Below are 15,443 nucleotides of genomic sequence, written 5' to 3'. Positions count from 1 at the left end.
CGCCATGCGCCTGCTGCTGACCGCCCTCGCCCTGACCTTCGCCGTGCCCGTCGCGGCGCACGCGGCCAGCTTCGACTGCGCCCGGGCCCGCGCGCCGGACGAGAAGGCGATCTGCGCCAACACCGCCCTGAACGACAAGGACGTGAAGATGTCGGTGCTCTACGACATCAACAAGCGCACCCTGGCCATGGGCGGCCGCGGCGCTTTGCAGGATGCCCAGGTCCAGTGGTTGAAGGACCGCCGAGGCTGCGGCGCCAACCGCGCCTGCCTCAACCGCGCCTACGACCGCCGGCTGGACGACCTGGATCGCAGCATGGAGCGGATCTATCGCAACGCGCCGTTCTGAGGTCCTGCGTCCTTCGAGGCCCGCTACGCGGGCGCCTCAGGATGAGGAATTCAGCACAGTTGTCCTCATCCTGAGGTGCGAGGCGAAGCCGAGCCTCGAAGGACGCACCGCGCCTAAAGCCCCGGCGGTTTCCACATCCCCGCCGCCAGCGCCAGGAACAGCACGACGCCGACCTGGGCGTTGGACTTGAACAGCGCCAGCGCCCCGACCGGGTCGTCGATCCGCACCCGGGCCGCCTGGCGCGACAGGTGGACGGCGACCAAGGCCGCCAGCGGCAGGAACAGCGGCCCCAGGCCGCCGACCCAGGCGGCCGCGATCACCAGCACGAAGCAGGCGATGTAGAAGGCCAGCACGCCCTTCTGGACATGTTCGCCCAGCCGGCGCGTCGAGGATTTCACCCCGGCCAGGGCGTCGTCCTCGATGTCCTGAATGGCGTAGATCGTGTCGTAGCCCAGGGTCCAGAACAGGCCCGAGGCGTAGAGCAGCACGGCGGCCCAGCTCAGTTCGTGGGTCGCCGCCGCATAGCCCAGCAGCGCGCCCCAGTTGAAGGTCAGGCCCAGCCACGCCTGCGGCCACCAGGTGATGCGCTTCATGAACGGATAGCCGGCCACCAGGGCCAGCGAAGCCACGCCCAGGCCGACGGCCAACCAGCCCAGGCAGATCAGGATCAGGAAGCTGACCAGGCAGCAGCCGATCAGGAACGCCCAGGCCTGCTTGACGCTGATCAGGCCGGCCGGGATCGGGCGCATGGCCGTGCGACTGACCTGGGCGTCGAAGTCGCGGTCGACGATGTCGTTGAACGCGCAGCCGGCCGCCCGCATCAGCGCCGCCCCGATGAAGAAGGCGAGCAGCAGCCACGGATTGGGCCATTGGCCCTTGCCGGCCGCCGCCAGGGCGATGCCTTGCCAGCCCGGCAGCATCAGCAGCCAGATCCCCGCCGGCCGGTCGAACCGGCCCAGCTTCAGCCAGGGCCGCAAGGCCGGCGGCGCATGGCGGTCGACCCAGTTGCCGGCGGCGGCGTCGGGCAGGATGGCGGTGTCGGGAGAGCTCATGACGCAGGCTTAGCGCCGGCCTCCCGCCTCGCGCAACCATGCCGAACGGCGAGCATAGAGGTTTCCGATCTCGATCCGAAAAACGATCAATTGGATTGATTCATGGCCATGGGACTAGATGGCTTCAGCGAAACGGTGATCCCCCTCCCGCCGTTTCGCCGCCCGAGGCGGGCCGCCGGTTTCCCCCCAGCACGGCGGCCCGCCTCCTTCCCTTCGAAAGGTTTCCGCCATGACCCGTATCGTTGACCGCCTGGAAGCCTGGACTTTGCTGGCCCTCGGCCTGGCCGCCGGGATCGTGCTGCCCCACCCGGTCACCACCCTCCTGTGGACCGCCGCCGCACGGGCCTTCGAGCGCGCGGGCGACGATGGCATGACGGCCCGGCTGACCTCGGCCACGAAGTTCGGCGGCCGCATCAGCGCCAGGCTGCACGGCGACACGCTGGGCCACATGCGCTTCGCCTGACCAAATCCTCCCCCTGTGGGGGAGGCGATCGCACAGCGATCGGTGGGGGGAGTTTTAGGATCGGCGATCCTGGGGCCGGCCGCCTGCCGACTACTCCCCCCTCCGTCGGCTTCGCCGACACCTCCCCCACAGGGGGAGGACCTACGCCAATTGACGATCCCCCGCCCCTGGCCCTAACGTTCCGGCGGGCCGATGCCGCCCGCCGCTCGCATCCTTCGGGACAAGGTGAAGGCATCGATCTTCCTGTCAGCGGATCCCTTCTTCGATCGGCGACCAGGTCGGCAACGCGAGCCCCGACGGACTGTCGCCGAACCGAGGAGGACTCCATGCCGACCATCGATCAGGCCAAGGCCATGGCCAAGCGGCTGCGCGCCGCCCTGGCCGCCCAGAACATCGACGTCTCGCACAGCGCCACGCTGGAGCTGGTGGCCGCCGAACTGGGCCACGACAACTGGAACGTCGCGGCCGCCAAGCTCGACACCGCTCCCGCTCCCAACGCGATAGGCTTCCTGCGCGCCATCCCCGTGCTGCGGAGTTTCGACGAGACCAAGGCCCGCGAATTCTATTGCGACTTCCTGGGCTTCACGGTGGATTTCGAGCACCGCTTCGAGCCCGGCCTGCCGCTCTACATGGGCGTGACGCGGGCGGGGCTGACCCTGCATCTCTCCGAACATCACGGTGACGCCAGTCCCGGCTCGACCGTCTATGTGCCGATGCAGGGCGTCCACGCCCTGCACAAGGAGCTGAACGACAAGAAGTACGGCTTTGGCCGTCCCGGGATCGAGCGCCAGGCCTGGGGCGACATCCTGACCGTCCACGACCCGTTCGGAAACCGCATCCGCTTCTCGCAGGATCCGGCGACCTAAGGGCGCGATAGGGGTGGCGGCCGGCGCGCCGAGCCGCCATCTTCCCCTGCGATGACCGACACGCCCCGCCCGCGCCGAAAACGCCTGTCCCGCCCCGTTCACTGGGCGCTGGACGGCCTGGGCGCGGCGCTGTTCGCCACTGGCGCGGTGGGCGTCGTCACCCCCGGCCTGCCGACCACGGTGTTCTGGATCGGCGCGGTGATGTGCTTCCTGAAGACCCGGCCCCACGCCGTGCGCCCGCTGCTGCGCACGCCGATCGTCGGACCGGCCATCCGCTGGTACCTGCGCTGGCGGCCGTTTGGTGGGTCGAAAAAGCGGCGCTAAACGCCTATCTACCGGTCACCATGACCGACGCCACCGATGAAGATGAAGACGGCGCTCCCCGCCGCGCCCTGAGCAACGCCCGGGTGCTGGGCTTCATCGCGCGCTTCTGGCTGCGCCGGAAGGGCCTGTTCCTGGCCGGCGTCGGCCTGACCCTGGCGGCGATCTGCTTCGACCTGGCCCTGCCCTGGGCGTCGGGCAAGCTGATCGACACCATCACCAGGGGGCCCTCGGCCATCGACGCGGCCTGGGCCGCCTGGGCGGCCTTTGTCGGCGTCTATCTGGGCTTTTCGCTGATCCGGAATCTCGCCATGCGGTTCTGGATCCCGCTGGCCGCCCGCAACATGGAAGAGATGACCAACGAGGGTTACGCCCGCGTCCAGGCCTTCTCGTCCGACTGGCACGCCGACAGCTTCGCCGGCGCCACGGTGCGCAAGCTGACCCGCGCCATGTGGGGCTATGACAGCGTGACCGACGCGGTGACCATCTGGCTGGCCCCCAGCCTGATCGTGCTGGTCGGCCTGTCGATCATGCTGCTGCTGCGCCAGCCGCTAGCCGGGGGCGTCGCCCTGGTGGTGGTCGCCGCCTACATCACCGTCAACCTGGTGGTCACCACCCGCTACGTGCGCCCCGCCAACCTGAAGTCCAACGCCCTGGATTCCAAGATCGGCGGAGGGCTGGCCGACGCCGTCACCTCCAACCCTACCGTCAAGAGTTTCGGCGCCGAGGCCCGCGAGAGCGCCCGCGTCGCCGAGGTCACCGCCGCCTGGCGCGAGGCGGTGATGGTCACCTGGCACAAGTTCACCAATGTCTGGCTGGGCCAGAACCTGCTGCTGGTGCTGCTGCAGGGCGGGTTGACGGCGGCGATGATCCACGCCTGGAGCAAGGGCGCGGCGACGCCCGGCGACGTGGCCTTCGCCATCACCGCCTTCATGCTGATGAGCGGCTATCTGCGCAACATGGGCGAGAACATCCGCATGCTGCAGAAAGGCCTGGACGACACCGAGGACCTGGCCGCCTGGGAAGGCCTGGCCCCGCAGATCGCCGACGCCCCGAACGCGCCGGACTTCCAGCGCGGTACCGGAGCCATCGCCTTCGAAGACGTCACCTTCCGCTACAAGTCGGCTGGCGCGCCGCTGTACGACCACTTCTCGCTGAAGATCGCGCCGGGCGAGCGCGTGGCCCTGGTGGGGCCGACGGGCTCGGGCAAGTCGACCTTCGTCAAGCTGGTCCAGCGCCTGCACGACCTGCAGGGCGGACGGATCGTCATCGACGGCCAGGACGTCTCGAAGGTGACGCAGGGCTCGCTGCGCCGCGCCATCGCCGTGGTGCCGCAGGACCCGGCCCTGTTCCACCGCACGCTGCGGGAGAACATCGCCTATGGCCGTCCCGAGGCCACGATCGAGGAGATCGTCGAGGCCGCCAGGAAGGCCCGCGCCCACGACTTCATCCTGCGTCTGCCCCAGGGCTACGACACCCTGGTCGGCGAGCGGGGGATCAAGCTGTCGGGCGGCGAGCGCCAGCGCGTGGCCATCGCCCGCGCCTTCCTCACCGACGCCCCGATCCTGGTGATGGACGAGGCCACCTCCTCGCTCGACGTCGAGACCGAAGGCCAGGTGCAGGAGGCCGCCGAGGCCCTGATGCACGGCCGCACGACCATCGTCATCGCCCACCGCCTGTCGACCGTGCGCGGCGCCGACCGCATCCTGGTCTTCCAGAACGGCCGGGTGGTCGAGGAAGGCCGCCATGGGGAGCTGAAGGCGGCCGGCGGGGTCTATGCGCGGCTGAACGCGGTGTCGGAGGGCGTGGGTTAGGCCGGGGACACACGCATGCATGTGTCCCCATCAACGCCGAGCCGCTATTTCTTCTTCGACCAGACCGGATCGACCGGCCCCAGGGTTTCTTGTCCGGGTTCGTAGTAGCCGCAGTTGCCCTGCTCGAACGACAGGTGGAAGCGCCGCCCCCGGATCTCTAGGTCCTTGATGTAGGGTGGAATGGCCTTGAGATCGCCCGAGGCGAAGATCTCGCTGGCGCTGGCTCCCTGGCAGTTCGGCAGTTGGAAGTAGCCGTATTCCCACCACGACTTGTGATCCGGCTCGAAGCGATAGACGGCGATGCGGTGATCGTCGCCCCCCTCGCCGGTGATCAACACTTCCGGTCCGCCGGCGCCGTCGACGTCTTTCAGCAGGGCCACGCATCGATCGCCAGGCTCGCAGAACGGAATGCGCATGGCGCCGGGCTTCAGGTACTGCTGCTGGAAGCTTTCGGGCAGGACCGATCCCTTCGGATAGACGATCACCGCCTTCAGCTGCTTGGCGTTCTCGGGCCGATTGTCGATTTCCGGCGGCTTGACCGGCGCGACGTAGCCGACCTCCCAACGCTCATTGTATTTCAAGATCTCGGCGACTTTATCACGCACCACCGGGTTCGGACTGGCCTTCAATCTGTCGAGCGCTTTCCGGCCATAACGGCCGTCGTCGAAGCGCAGGGCGACGTAGTCGAAGTCCGCCGCCTTCACCTTGCCGCTCTCCAGTCTCGCCACTTGATCCCGCACCGACAACCGCCTCGGATCCGCCGCCGGCGTGAACAGAGCCAGCAGCACCGCGATCACGCCGAAGGCCATGGCGATGTTCGTCGTCTCCAGGGCCTTCATCCAGGCGCCCGGCCGCGCGGCGGCGACCGCATAGCCCACAGCGTAACCGGCCGCGACCAGCACGCAGGCCGCCGCGACGATCCGGTCGGGGCTGAGACCGTATTGGCCGATGCGCAGGCTCAGGCCATAAGCGGCCAGCACCGTGATCGGGACCAGCAGCACGCCCGCCAGCCGCGCGGCCCATTTCAGCACCACGGCGGTCATCTCGGTGCCGTCCTGATAGGCGGCGTTGGCCAGCAGGATCAGGAAGGCGTCGGCGGTCAGCAGGATGGCCGTGGCGCTCCTGGTCTTCCACAGCGGCTCCAGGCCGGTGAACGGCAGGGTCAGCAGGAAGGCCGCGGCGATCAGGGCCATCAGCGGCAGCAGCCAGGCCAGCAGGGTCAGGGCCACGCTGCGCACCCCACGCACCAGATTGGCCCGCACGTCGGTCAGCTGGACGGCGGCGGCGAACATCACGGCGGTGGCGGGGAAAGCGAACCACTCATGCTGGATCAGCTTTTCGATGGCGTTCACGCCGATCAGCTTGAACAGGGCCGAGGCCAGGAACAGCAGCAGCCAGAACGCCCCGGTGAAGCCCAGCGACAGCACCGCCTGCACGCCGTGCTTCCAAGTCACGTCGAAATAGGTCGGATAGCCGGCGATCCGCCGCCGCTCCAGGTCGGCCGGCTGGACCAGGTGGTGGCCGATGAAGATCAGGGCGGCGATGGCCAGGAAGGTCTGCGGTCCCAGGCCGTCGACGCCCTTGGCGGCGGGATCGCCGCTCCACACGGCATAGGCGCCGAGGCCGGCGGCGATCAGGCCAGCGACGCCCTTCCAGATCGCCAGGGTGCGAAAGCGCAGGGCCGAGACCCCCGCCAGCACCACGAACGGCGCGAACAGGAAGACCATCAGCAGGGCCGCATAGACCTCGCGCTGGGTCGCCGGCCAGACCTTGGACTTGTCGGCCTGATACAGCCCGTACAGCAGCAGGCCTTGGGCCAGGCCCGTGACCAGGCGGATGATCGTCGCGCGGCGGACCGCGCGGGGATCGGCTTCGGCCTCGTGGGAGATGTCGGTCATCTTGCTGCAACCTCGAATGTCGTGGAGCCAGAGATCACGCCGAACGGGCGGCGCCTAGGGTCAAGCTTTCCGGCGCGACCTTGCCGGGGAGCGGGGGCGCCTCTAGGTTCCGCCCCGTTCAGGAGCACCTCATGGCGTACCGCAGTCTGCGCGAATTCATCGACGTCCTCGAGGCGAAGGGCGAGCTGGTGCGGGTGACCGAGCCGGTGTCGACCGTGCTGGAGATGACCGAGATCCAGACGCGCCTGCTGGCCACGGGCGGGCCGGCGGTGCTGTTCGAGAACGTCATCCTGCCCGACGGCAGCCGCTCGCCGATGCCCGCGTTGGCCAACCTGTTCGGCACGGTCAAGCGCGTGGCCATGGGCGTCACCCTCGGCGGCGAGCCGCGCACCACCGCCGGCGAGCTGCGCGAGGTCGGCGAGCTGCTGGCCTTCCTGCGCCAGCCCCAGCCGCCCAAGGGCCTGAAGGACGCCTGGGACATGCTGCCCCTGGCCAAGACCGTCATGGCCATGCGCCCGGGCACCGTGAAGAAGGCCCCGGTGCAGGAAGTGGTGCTGACCGGCGACGACATCGACCTGACCAAGCTGCCCGTCCAGACCTGCTGGCCCGGCGAGCCCGCGCCGCTGATCACCTGGCCGCTGGTGGTCACCAAGGGCCCCGGCAAGGACCGCGAGGACGACTTCAACCTGGGCATCTACCGCATGCAGGTGCTGGGCAAGGACCGCTGCATCATGCGGTGGCTGGCCCACCGGGGCGGGGCCCAGCACTATGCCCGCCACAAGAAGGCCGGCAAGCGCGAGCCCCTGCCCGCCTGCGCCGTGCTGGGCGCCGATCCCGGCACGATCCTGGCCGCCGTGACGCCGGTGCCCGACACCCTCAGCGAGTACCAGTTCGCCGGCCTGCTGCGCGGCGCCAAGGTCGACCTGGTGCCCGCCAAGACCGTACCGCTGATGGTGCCGGCCCACGCCGAGATCGTCATCGAAGGCCACGTCCTGCTCGACGAATACGAGGATGAAGGCCCCTACGGCGACCACACCGGCTACTACAACAGCGTCGAGAAGTTCCCGGTCTTCCAGGTGACGGCGATCACCATGCGCAAGCAGCCGATATATCTGACCACCTTCACCGGCCGGCCGCCGGACGAACCGTCCGTGCTCGGAGAAGCGCTGAACGAGGTGTTCATTCCGCTGATCCGCCAGCAGTTCCCCGAGATCGTCGACTTCTGGCTGCCGCCCGAGGGCTGCTCCTATCGCATCGCCGTGGTGTCGATGAAGAAGGCCTATCCGGGTCACGCCAAGCGGGTGATGCTGGGCGTCTGGAGCTATCTGCGCCAGTTCATGTACACCAAGTGGGTGATCGTCGTGGACCACGACATCAACGCCCGCGACTGGAAGGACGTGATGTGGGCGATCAGCACCAAGATGGACCCGGCGCGGGACATCACGGTGATCGAGCACACCCCGATCGACTATCTCGACTTCGCCAGCCCTGAGAGCGGCCTGGGGTCGAAGATCGGCCTGGACGCGACCGACAAGCTGCCCCCCGAGACCCACCGCGAGTGGGGCGAGGAGATCCGCATGGATCAGGCGGTGATCGACACGGTCAGCGAGAAATGGGCGCGCCTGGGCCTGCCGGGAGACGGCAAGCCGATCTGGAAGGCGAAGTAGAAGTCCTCCCCCTGTGGGGGAGGCGGCGCGAAGGCGCCGGTGGGGGGAGTGGACCCACATTAGCAAACTCCCCCCTCCGTCGGCTTCGCCGACACCTCCCCCACAGGGGGAAACGCGGGCCGATGCACCGCCGTCACCAGCACGTAGCTGAGCAGCATCAGCAGGTACCAGGCGCCCAGCTTGCCGATAGACACCATGTGCCAGCCGTCGCGCTGGCTAGGATAGGCCCAGGCGCCGGCCAGGGTGCCGAGGTTCTCCGCGAACCAGATGAACAGCGCTACTAGAACGAAGCCAACCAGCAGCGGCATGCGGCGCGGAATACGGTCGACGGTGAACACCACCCAGGTCCGTCCGAACAGCATGACCGACGCCGCGAACAGGCCGATCCGGATATCCGGCCCATAGTGGTGGGTGAAGAAGTTCAGATAGGCCAGGACGGCCAGCGTCCACGTCGTCCAGATCGGCGGATAGCGCACGAGCCGGAAGTCCATCAGTCGCCAGATCCGGGCGATGTAGCTGCCGATGCAGGCGTACATGAAGCCGGAAAACAGCGGCACGCCGGCGATCTTCAGCAGGCCGGGCTCGGGATAGATCCATGAGCCGTGGGCGGTCTTGAACACCTCCATCACCGTGCCGACCACGTGGAACACGCCGATCACCACAGCCTCGTCCCGGCGCTCCAGCTTCAGGGCCAGCAGGGCGACCTGGATGCTCAGCGAGGCCAGGACGAGAAAATCGTAGCGCGCCAGCCCCGCGCCATCCGGCCAAAGGACATGCGTGCCGACGATCAGGGCCAGCATCAGCCCGCCGAACAGACAGGCCCAGGCCTGCTTGAGGCCGAACAGCAGGAACTCGTAGGCCCAGCCGTTGAGGCGGCCGCGCTCGGCCCAGGGTCGCGCCCAGGCGTCCAGCGCCGCGACCCGTTCCTTGATCCACGCTTTGACGCCGGGCGAGGGGGCGCCATATGTGCGCCCATGACCTCGCAGATCTTCCCCGCCGCCGCCGACAAGACCGCGCTCGAGCGCGGTGCGTCCATCGCTCCCCGCTTTGATGGAAGCGGCCTGGTCGCCGCCATCGCCCAGCACGCCGACACCGGCGAGATCCTGATGTTCGCCTGGATGAACGACGAGGCCCTGAAGCTGACCCTCGACACCGGGATCGCCCACTATTTCAGCCGCTCGCGGGGCAGCCTCTGGAAGAAGGGCGAGACCAGCGGCCAGCTGCAGGTCGTCACCGAGCTGCGGATCGACTGCGACCAGGACGCCGTGCTGATCAAGGTCCGCCCGCAAGGCGACGGGGGCGCCTGCCACGTGGGCTTCCGCTCGTGTTTCTACCGCGTCTGGGAGAACGGGGCGCTGGTCGAGCGCGAGGCTTAGGGCTCTTCTCATCGGGCCAGCCTCCGCCACCGATGTCGAGCCGGTGGCGACGGGCTTTGCAGATCGTATGGAGATCACCGCATGACGACCGCCCAGGCGCTGATCGCCTTCGCTCTCGCCGCCGGGCTGCTGACCCTCACGCCAGGCCTGGACACCGCCCTGGTGCTGCGCACCGCCGCGGCCGAGGGCTGGCGGCGGGCGAGCGCCGTGGCCGTGGGGATCGGCCTGGGGTGCCTGGCCTGGGGCGCGGCGGCGGCGTTCGGAGCCGGGGCGCTGCTGGTGGCCTCGCACACCGCCTACACGGTCCTGAAGTGGGCGGGCGCGGCCTATCTGGTGTGGCTGGGCGTCAATCTGCTGCGCAAGCCGCGCGCCGCCTTCGACACCGGCGCTGGCCAGGCGCCGCCGTCGGGCGGATTGGTCGCCGCCCTGGCCAAGGGCTTCTGGAACAATCTGCTGAACCCCAAGGTCGGGGTGTTCTACGTGTCGTTCCTGCCCCAGTTCATTCCCACCGGCTCCAGCCCCGCCGCCTTCGGCCTGCTGCTGGCTGGGATTCACGTGATCCTGGGTCTGGTCTGGTCCGGCGGCCTGATCCTGGCCACCGCCCCGATCGCGCGAGCGCTGCGCAAGCCCGGCGTGGTCAAGTGGCTGGACCGGGTGACCGGCGGGGTGTTCGTGGCGTTCGGGGTTAGGATCGCGCTGGAGCGGCGGTAGGCAAAATTCCGCTCATCCCGGCGAATGCCGGGACCCAGATGGAACGGCTCTGGGCTGACGCCAAGAGCGCGGCGTCTATCCAATCAGCCACTCAGCTGTGGGATCTGGGTCCCGGCATTCGCCGGGATGAGCGGATCTATATTACCCCTCCGCCAGCGCCTTCACGCCGCCCGCATCGCCTGGCGTCACGACGAAGCGCTTCAGCACCCGGGTCTCGTAGGTGGTGTCCAGGATGGTCGAGACCGCGATCAGCTCGCCCGTCGCCTTGCCGTGCTCCAGCGTCAGCAGCAGATAGCCCTTGGCCAACTGGTCGGTGAACTTGACCTCCTTGTTGCGCGCCACGAAGGCCGCGTCGACCGGCGCGCCGGGCAGGTAGTCGCCATAGCCGGGCGAGGTCACCGCGGTGACGCCGAACTCGGCCGCCACCCGCGTCGTGCCCGCGTCGTCCCACAGCTCGTTGGCCCAGAAGGCGTGGCTGTCGCCCGACAGCACGATCGGCCGGGCCTTGCCGGCCTTGAAGATGTCGTAGACCCGCTCGCGGTCGGCCGGATAGCCGTCCCAGGCGTCGAGGTTTCCGGGGGTGTCGACCGCCGACAGCGCCCGGCTCTGCTCCACCAGCTTGGCGACATTGGCCGGCAGCTTGGCCAGCAGGGCGCCGTAGGCCTGGTCGCCCATCACGGTCTTCAGGTTGGGAGCGGCCACCCGGGCCATGACCACCTGGTTACCCAGCACCTGCCACGCCGTGCCGGTCTTGACCGAGGCGTCGACCTCGCGGGCCAGCCACTGCTCCTGGCCCTGGCCCATCATCCGGCGGTCCGGATCCTTCAGCTTGGCGGCGAAAGCGGCGAAGTCGGGAGCCCCGTCCTTCAGCGTCAAATCGTGGCCGTAGTCCAGCTGGTGGCTGCGCGCCGTCAGCCGGGTCTCGGTCATCAGCAGGGTGGCCACGTCGCCGAACTGGAAGCGGCGCCAGGCGGCCTCGGGCAGGGTCCCCGCCGCCGGCTCGCGGATCGGCATCCACTCGTAATAGGCCTTGATCGCCGCGGCCTTGCGCTTGACCCAGTCGCCCTCGGTCGCGGGCTGATGGTTCTCGGCCCCGCCGATCCAGCTGTCGTTGGCGGTTTCGTGGTCGTCCCAGACCAAGATCCACGGCGCGCGGGCGTGGGCGGCCTGCAGGGCCGGGTCGGTCTTGTAGAGGGCGTGGCGGCGGCGATAGTCGTCCAGGCTGACGATCTCGCGCGGCGGATCGGGCACGCGGCTCTTGGCGGTCGGCGCGTTCATGCCGTAGTCGTCGGGCCCCGCGCCGTACTCATAGATATAGTCGCCCAGGTGCAGCACGGCGTCGACGCGCGCCAGCTTGGCGATCGCGTCATAGGCGTTGAAATAGCCGTTCGGATAGAGGCTGCACGACACCGCCGCCAGGACGACGTCGCGGGTCGGTCCCTTGGGCAGGGTGCGGGTGCGCCCGGTCACGGCCTTGCCGGCCGGCTTGCCGTTCTTCACGTGGCGGAAGCGGTAGAAATAGTCCGTGGCCGGCTTCAGCCCCGTGACGTCGACCTTGGCGGTGTAGTCGCGGGCGGCGACGGCGGTGACCTGACCCTGGCGGACGATGGTCTTGAAGGCCGGATCGGTCGCCACGTCCCAGCGCAGGGCGATCGGCGCGGTCGTGGCCTCGGCGGTGGCCCGGGTCCACAGGATCACGCGGTCGTCCAGCGGATCGCCCGAGGCCGCCCCGTGCTTGAACGCCACGCGCCCGTCGAAGACCGCCCTGGGCGTCGCCGCCATCGCCTCGCCGGCCGCGCTCGCGCCGCCCAGGCCGAAGAGGGCCAGGGCCCGGCGTCTGTCGATGGTCATGCTCATCTCCGATCGGGAAGCACACGGCGCCGCTTGGCCTTCTCGTGCGTTAGCCCCTGGAGACAACAGTAGGATGACGATGCATGTCCAGCGAAGGCCTCCACGTCCCGCGCGAAAAGCTGCGGGGCAAGACCCTGAACCAGCATTACGCCATCACCTCGTTGATCGAGGAGCTGGAGGCGGTGAACTGATACCGTCAGCGGGCCGACGACTGCGACGATGCGGAACTGAAGAAGATCCTGCCGCACAACGCCCGCGAGGAGCTGGAGCACGCGGCCATGGTGCTTGAGTGGCTGCGCCGCAGCGATCCGGAGACCGACGCCCAGCTGAAGGAATATCTGTTCACGGACGGCTCGATCGCCGGCCGCGAGGAAGAGAGCAAGTAGCGCTCCTCACCCGCATCGCGGGGGAGGTGGCGCGATGCGAATACGCATCGTGACGGAGGGGGCGTCCGGCCACCGCACTGCAGTGGGGGACGCCCCCTCCACCGCTACGCGGTTCCCCTCCCCCGTTGCACGGGGGAGGAGCGAAAGCCCGCTGACCTACCGCCGCAGCGAGAACGTCACGCCGTAATAGCGCGGGTTGCCGGCGATGAAGGTCGGGATGCCGAAGGCGTCGCCGGTGTTGCCGGCGTCCTTGATGTACTTCTTGTCGGTGGCGTTGGTGACGAAGGCCCCGACCTTCCAGTTGGCGAACGACGGCTGGTATTCCAGGCGCAGATCCACTAGGCCGTAGCTCTTCTGGAACTCGTCGACCGCCGTATCGGGCAGCAGGTTGCTGACCTGCAGGGCGGCGATGTCGTTGTCGTCCGAGAAGAACACCTTCGATTGCCAGGTGTAGAGCGGCGTGAAGCTGAACCGGCCGTTCAGGGCCTCGGCCGAGAAGGTCGCGCCGAACGAGGCCTTGTTGTCCGGCGAGAGGCGGAAGCGGTTGCCGTCGTAGAGGCCGGTGTCGAAGCGGCCGTGGCTGTAGGCGTAGGTGGCGAACAGCTCGGCGAACGAGGCCGCCTGCCAGGTCGCCTGGCCTTCGAAGCCATAGGCCTTGGCCTTGCCGGCGTTGGTGGTGGTCGGCTTGGTGTTGACCAGGATCGTGGTCTGGAAGTTGTCGTAGTTGTAGGCGTAGACCGCGCCTTCCAGGCCCAGGCGACCGCCCAGGGTGCGGGTCTTGGCGCCGACCTCGTAGGAGTCGACCGTTTCGGCGTCGACCGGCGTGAACTTGGCCGCGCCGCCCGGCGCCGCCGGCTGACCGGTCGACATCACCTCGGGACGGCGGCCGCGCGCGTAGGAGGCGTAGACGCTGGTGTCGGCGTTCGGCTTGTAACGGCCCACCAGGCGCCAGGTCAGGCCCTCGTCGGAGAAGTCCTTGGAGAAGATGTCGCCGTTGTTGCGGGTCGGCTGCGAGACGATGCCGAACATCGGGATCGGATAGGCGGCCGAGGTCGGGATGCCGGCCGCGCCGGGCGCCGCGAGCGCCTGGATGAACTGGACTTGCTGGGTGGGCGAAAGCGTCGGCAGCACCGACGGCAGGGCGATCAGCGCGCCCAGCAGTGAGCGGTCCTGGACGCTGGAGGCGTAGCCGCTGGACTTGTCGTCGTGGGTGTAGCGCAGGCCGGCCGACAGCTCGAACTGGTCGCTGATGCGCCAGGTGCCGTCGCCATAGACGTCGAACGACTCGGTCTTGCCGTAGTTGGTGTAGCTCTCGCGATGGACATGCAGGTTGTTGGCGATGCCCGGGACATAGGCCAGCAGCGGGTTGCCGGCCTTGAGCCCCATCAGGCCCGCCACCTCGGCCTGCAGCATCGCCGCGCTGGTCAGCACGGCGGCCGGCTGGGGGTTGGGCTTGGTCATCGCGCCGGTGATCAGGCCCAGGGCGTAGCGCTCGTCGATCTGCGAAGGCACGGCCGTCTGGGCGTCCTCGTTGAAGTAGCTGACGCCGCCGAAGCCGCTGAAGCGGCCGCCATTGTCCCAGTTCAGACGGAATTCCTGGCTGTACTGCGTGCTGCGCGCGTCCTCGGCGAAGGTCAGCATCGGCAGCGAGAAGCCGTCCGGATCGAACGTCTCGTTGCTTTGGAAGTGACGGGCCGAGGTGATCGACGACAGCTTCAGGGCGTCGTTGAACTTGTAGTCCACCAGGGCCGTGGCGCCCTGGACGAAGCGCTTGAGGCCCAGCTGGGCGCCGCCGTTGAAGCCCGGGCCGGCCTGCAGGGCCGCGCCGCTGTTGGGATCGCGATCGCCCAGGACCTGGCCGGTGGTCGGGTCGGTGGGGTTGAAGCTGTTGGACTTGAACGAGGTGCCGGTCGGATGATCGGCCTCGTAGTTGAGGATCAGGTTGGCGTCGAGCTTGTCGGTCGGGGTCCAGCGGAACGACAGGCGGGCCGCGCCGGTGTCGGTCGAACCCAGGTTCCGACCGCCCAGCAGGTTCTCGACCGCGCCGTCGCGCTCCTTGTAGCGGCCCGAGAAGCGGACGGCGAAGGTGTCGCTCAGCGGCACGTTGGCCATGCCCTCGAACAGGCCGTAGCCATGGTCGCCCAGCTCCGCGCCCACGCGCCAGTCCAGCGCCTTCGGATCGGCCTTGTTCTGGATGACGTTGACCGCGCCGATCAGCGCGCCCCGGCCGAACAGGGTCGATTGCGGGCCCTTGGCCACTTCGATGCGCTGGATGTCGAACAGCTCGATGTAGGAGCCGCGCGACTTGGAGATCGACACGCCGTCCTGGAACACCGAGACGCGCGGTTCGACCGTGGCCTCGCCGCTGTCCGACGTGATGCCGCGCATGACGAAGCCGGGGTTGTTGGGCGACTGGTTCTGGACCTGGAAGCCAGGCACGAAGCTGGACAGCCGGTCGAATTCCTGGACGCCCAGCTTGTCGAGCATGCCGCCCGAATAGGCGGTCAGGGCGATCGGCACGTCGAGGGTCTTCTGTTCGCGCTTCTGGGCGGTGACGAGCAGTTCCTCGATCTGATCGGGCGCGGCGGCGTCCGGCTCGGCCGCATGGGCGACACCGGCGCTGAGCGCGAAGGCGCTGACGGCCGTCATGAGCAAGGTGGTGCGGATCGCGCGCATCGACTATCCCCTTCGT

Annotated in this window: 13 protein-coding genes and 2 pseudogenes; 9 read left to right on the top strand and 6 right to left on the bottom strand. The window is 68.6% G+C overall.

Going from position 1 to position 15,443, the window contains the following annotated elements; all coding sequences use genetic code 11:
* Nucleotides 1-4: 4 nt before the first annotated feature.
* Nucleotides 5-346, top strand: coding sequence for a lysozyme inhibitor LprI family protein (locus tag G3M62_RS02390; protein WP_165184424.1), 342 nt, complete (start codon nucleotides 5-7; stop codon nucleotides 344-346).
* 113 nt (nucleotides 347-459) lie between these two features.
* On the opposite strand, the gene ubiA is transcribed toward G3M62_RS02390, so the two are convergent.
* Nucleotides 460-1,398 (bottom strand): 4-hydroxybenzoate octaprenyltransferase, encoded by a 939-nt coding sequence (gene ubiA, locus G3M62_RS02385; RefSeq protein ID WP_165184422.1) that lies wholly within the window; start codon nucleotides 1,396-1,398, stop codon nucleotides 460-462.
* A 229-nt stretch (nucleotides 1,399-1,627) separates the two neighbouring features.
* Here ubiA and G3M62_RS02380 point away from each other — a divergent pair, with 229 nt between their 5' ends.
* The 4 genes from G3M62_RS02380 (at nucleotide 1,628) to G3M62_RS02365 (ending at nucleotide 4,862) form a co-directional block, all read left to right on the top strand.
* On the top strand, nucleotides 1,628-1,861 hold the full coding sequence (locus G3M62_RS02380; protein ID WP_165184421.1) for a hypothetical protein: 234 nt from the start codon (nucleotides 1,628-1,630) through the stop codon (nucleotides 1,859-1,861).
* 326 nt (nucleotides 1,862-2,187) lie between these two features.
* Complete coding sequence (locus tag G3M62_RS02375; RefSeq protein WP_165184419.1) at nucleotides 2,188-2,727, top strand: glyoxalase superfamily protein; 540 nt, start codon at nucleotides 2,188-2,190, stop codon at nucleotides 2,725-2,727.
* Nucleotides 2,728-2,778: 51 nt separating this feature from the next.
* Nucleotides 2,779-3,051 (top strand): DUF454 family protein, encoded by a 273-nt coding sequence (locus G3M62_RS02370; protein WP_165184417.1) that lies wholly within the window; start codon nucleotides 2,779-2,781, stop codon nucleotides 3,049-3,051.
* 20 nt (nucleotides 3,052-3,071) lie between these two features.
* Complete coding sequence (locus G3M62_RS02365) at nucleotides 3,072-4,862, top strand: ABC transporter ATP-binding protein (protein WP_165184416.1); 1,791 nt, start codon at nucleotides 3,072-3,074, stop codon at nucleotides 4,860-4,862.
* A gap of 44 nt (nucleotides 4,863-4,906) precedes the next feature.
* Here the strand turns inward: G3M62_RS02365 and G3M62_RS02360 are convergent, their stop codons facing one another.
* The gene (locus tag G3M62_RS02360; RefSeq protein WP_165184414.1) at nucleotides 4,907-6,760 is read right to left on the bottom strand and encodes a DUF4153 domain-containing protein; all 1,854 of its coding nucleotides are present in this window, start codon (nucleotides 6,758-6,760) and stop codon (nucleotides 4,907-4,909) included.
* Nucleotides 6,761-6,891: 131 nt separating this feature from the next.
* Between G3M62_RS02360 and G3M62_RS02355 the strand changes: the two genes are divergently transcribed.
* Entirely contained in the window at nucleotides 6,892-8,427 is a 1,536-nt protein-coding gene (locus G3M62_RS02355) for a UbiD family decarboxylase (protein ID WP_165184412.1), read from the top strand.
* Between the two features lie 59 nt (nucleotides 8,428-8,486).
* Here G3M62_RS02355 and G3M62_RS02350 read toward each other — a convergent pair whose 3' ends face one another.
* A complete protein-coding gene (locus G3M62_RS02350) occupies nucleotides 8,487-9,338 on the bottom strand; it encodes a DUF817 domain-containing protein (RefSeq protein WP_246263609.1) in 852 nt (283 codons plus the stop codon).
* 63 nt (nucleotides 9,339-9,401) lie between these two features.
* Here G3M62_RS02350 and hisI point away from each other — a divergent pair, with 63 nt between their 5' ends.
* Entirely contained in the window at nucleotides 9,402-9,803 is a 402-nt protein-coding gene (gene hisI / locus G3M62_RS02345) for a phosphoribosyl-AMP cyclohydrolase (protein WP_165184411.1), read from the top strand.
* Nucleotides 9,804-9,884: 81 nt separating this feature from the next.
* Nucleotides 9,885-10,514, top strand: coding sequence for a LysE family translocator (locus G3M62_RS02340; protein WP_165184409.1), 630 nt, complete (start codon nucleotides 9,885-9,887; stop codon nucleotides 10,512-10,514).
* Nucleotides 10,515-10,655: 141 nt separating this feature from the next.
* Here the strand turns inward: G3M62_RS02340 and G3M62_RS02335 are convergent, their stop codons facing one another.
* Nucleotides 10,656-12,365 carry an alkaline phosphatase D family protein gene (locus G3M62_RS02335; protein WP_165184407.1) on the bottom strand — a complete coding sequence of 570 codons (1,710 nt, stop codon included), beginning with the start codon at nucleotides 12,363-12,365 and terminating at the stop codon, nucleotides 10,656-10,658.
* An 83-nt stretch (nucleotides 12,366-12,448) separates the two neighbouring features.
* Here G3M62_RS02335 and G3M62_RS27015 point away from each other — a divergent pair.
* Nucleotides 12,449-12,751 (top strand): annotated as a pseudogene (locus G3M62_RS27015) (ferritin family protein).
* A gap of 2 nt (nucleotides 12,752-12,753) precedes the next feature.
* Here G3M62_RS27015 and G3M62_RS02325 read toward each other — a convergent pair.
* Nucleotides 12,754-12,892, bottom strand: a pseudogene (locus tag G3M62_RS02325) (hypothetical protein); the annotation flags it as partial.
* Nucleotides 12,893-12,907: 15 nt separating this feature from the next.
* On the bottom strand, nucleotides 12,908-15,427 hold the full coding sequence (locus G3M62_RS02320) for a TonB-dependent receptor (protein WP_165184406.1): 2,520 nt from the start codon (nucleotides 15,425-15,427) through the stop codon (nucleotides 12,908-12,910).
* Nucleotides 15,428-15,443 lie beyond the last annotated feature (16 nt).

Origin of the sequence: Caulobacter soli, from assembly GCF_011045195.1 — a bacterium.
Lineage (GTDB): Bacteria > Pseudomonadota > Alphaproteobacteria > Caulobacterales > Caulobacteraceae > Caulobacter > Caulobacter soli.
This window is presented reverse-complemented; position numbering and strand designations above follow the sequence as displayed.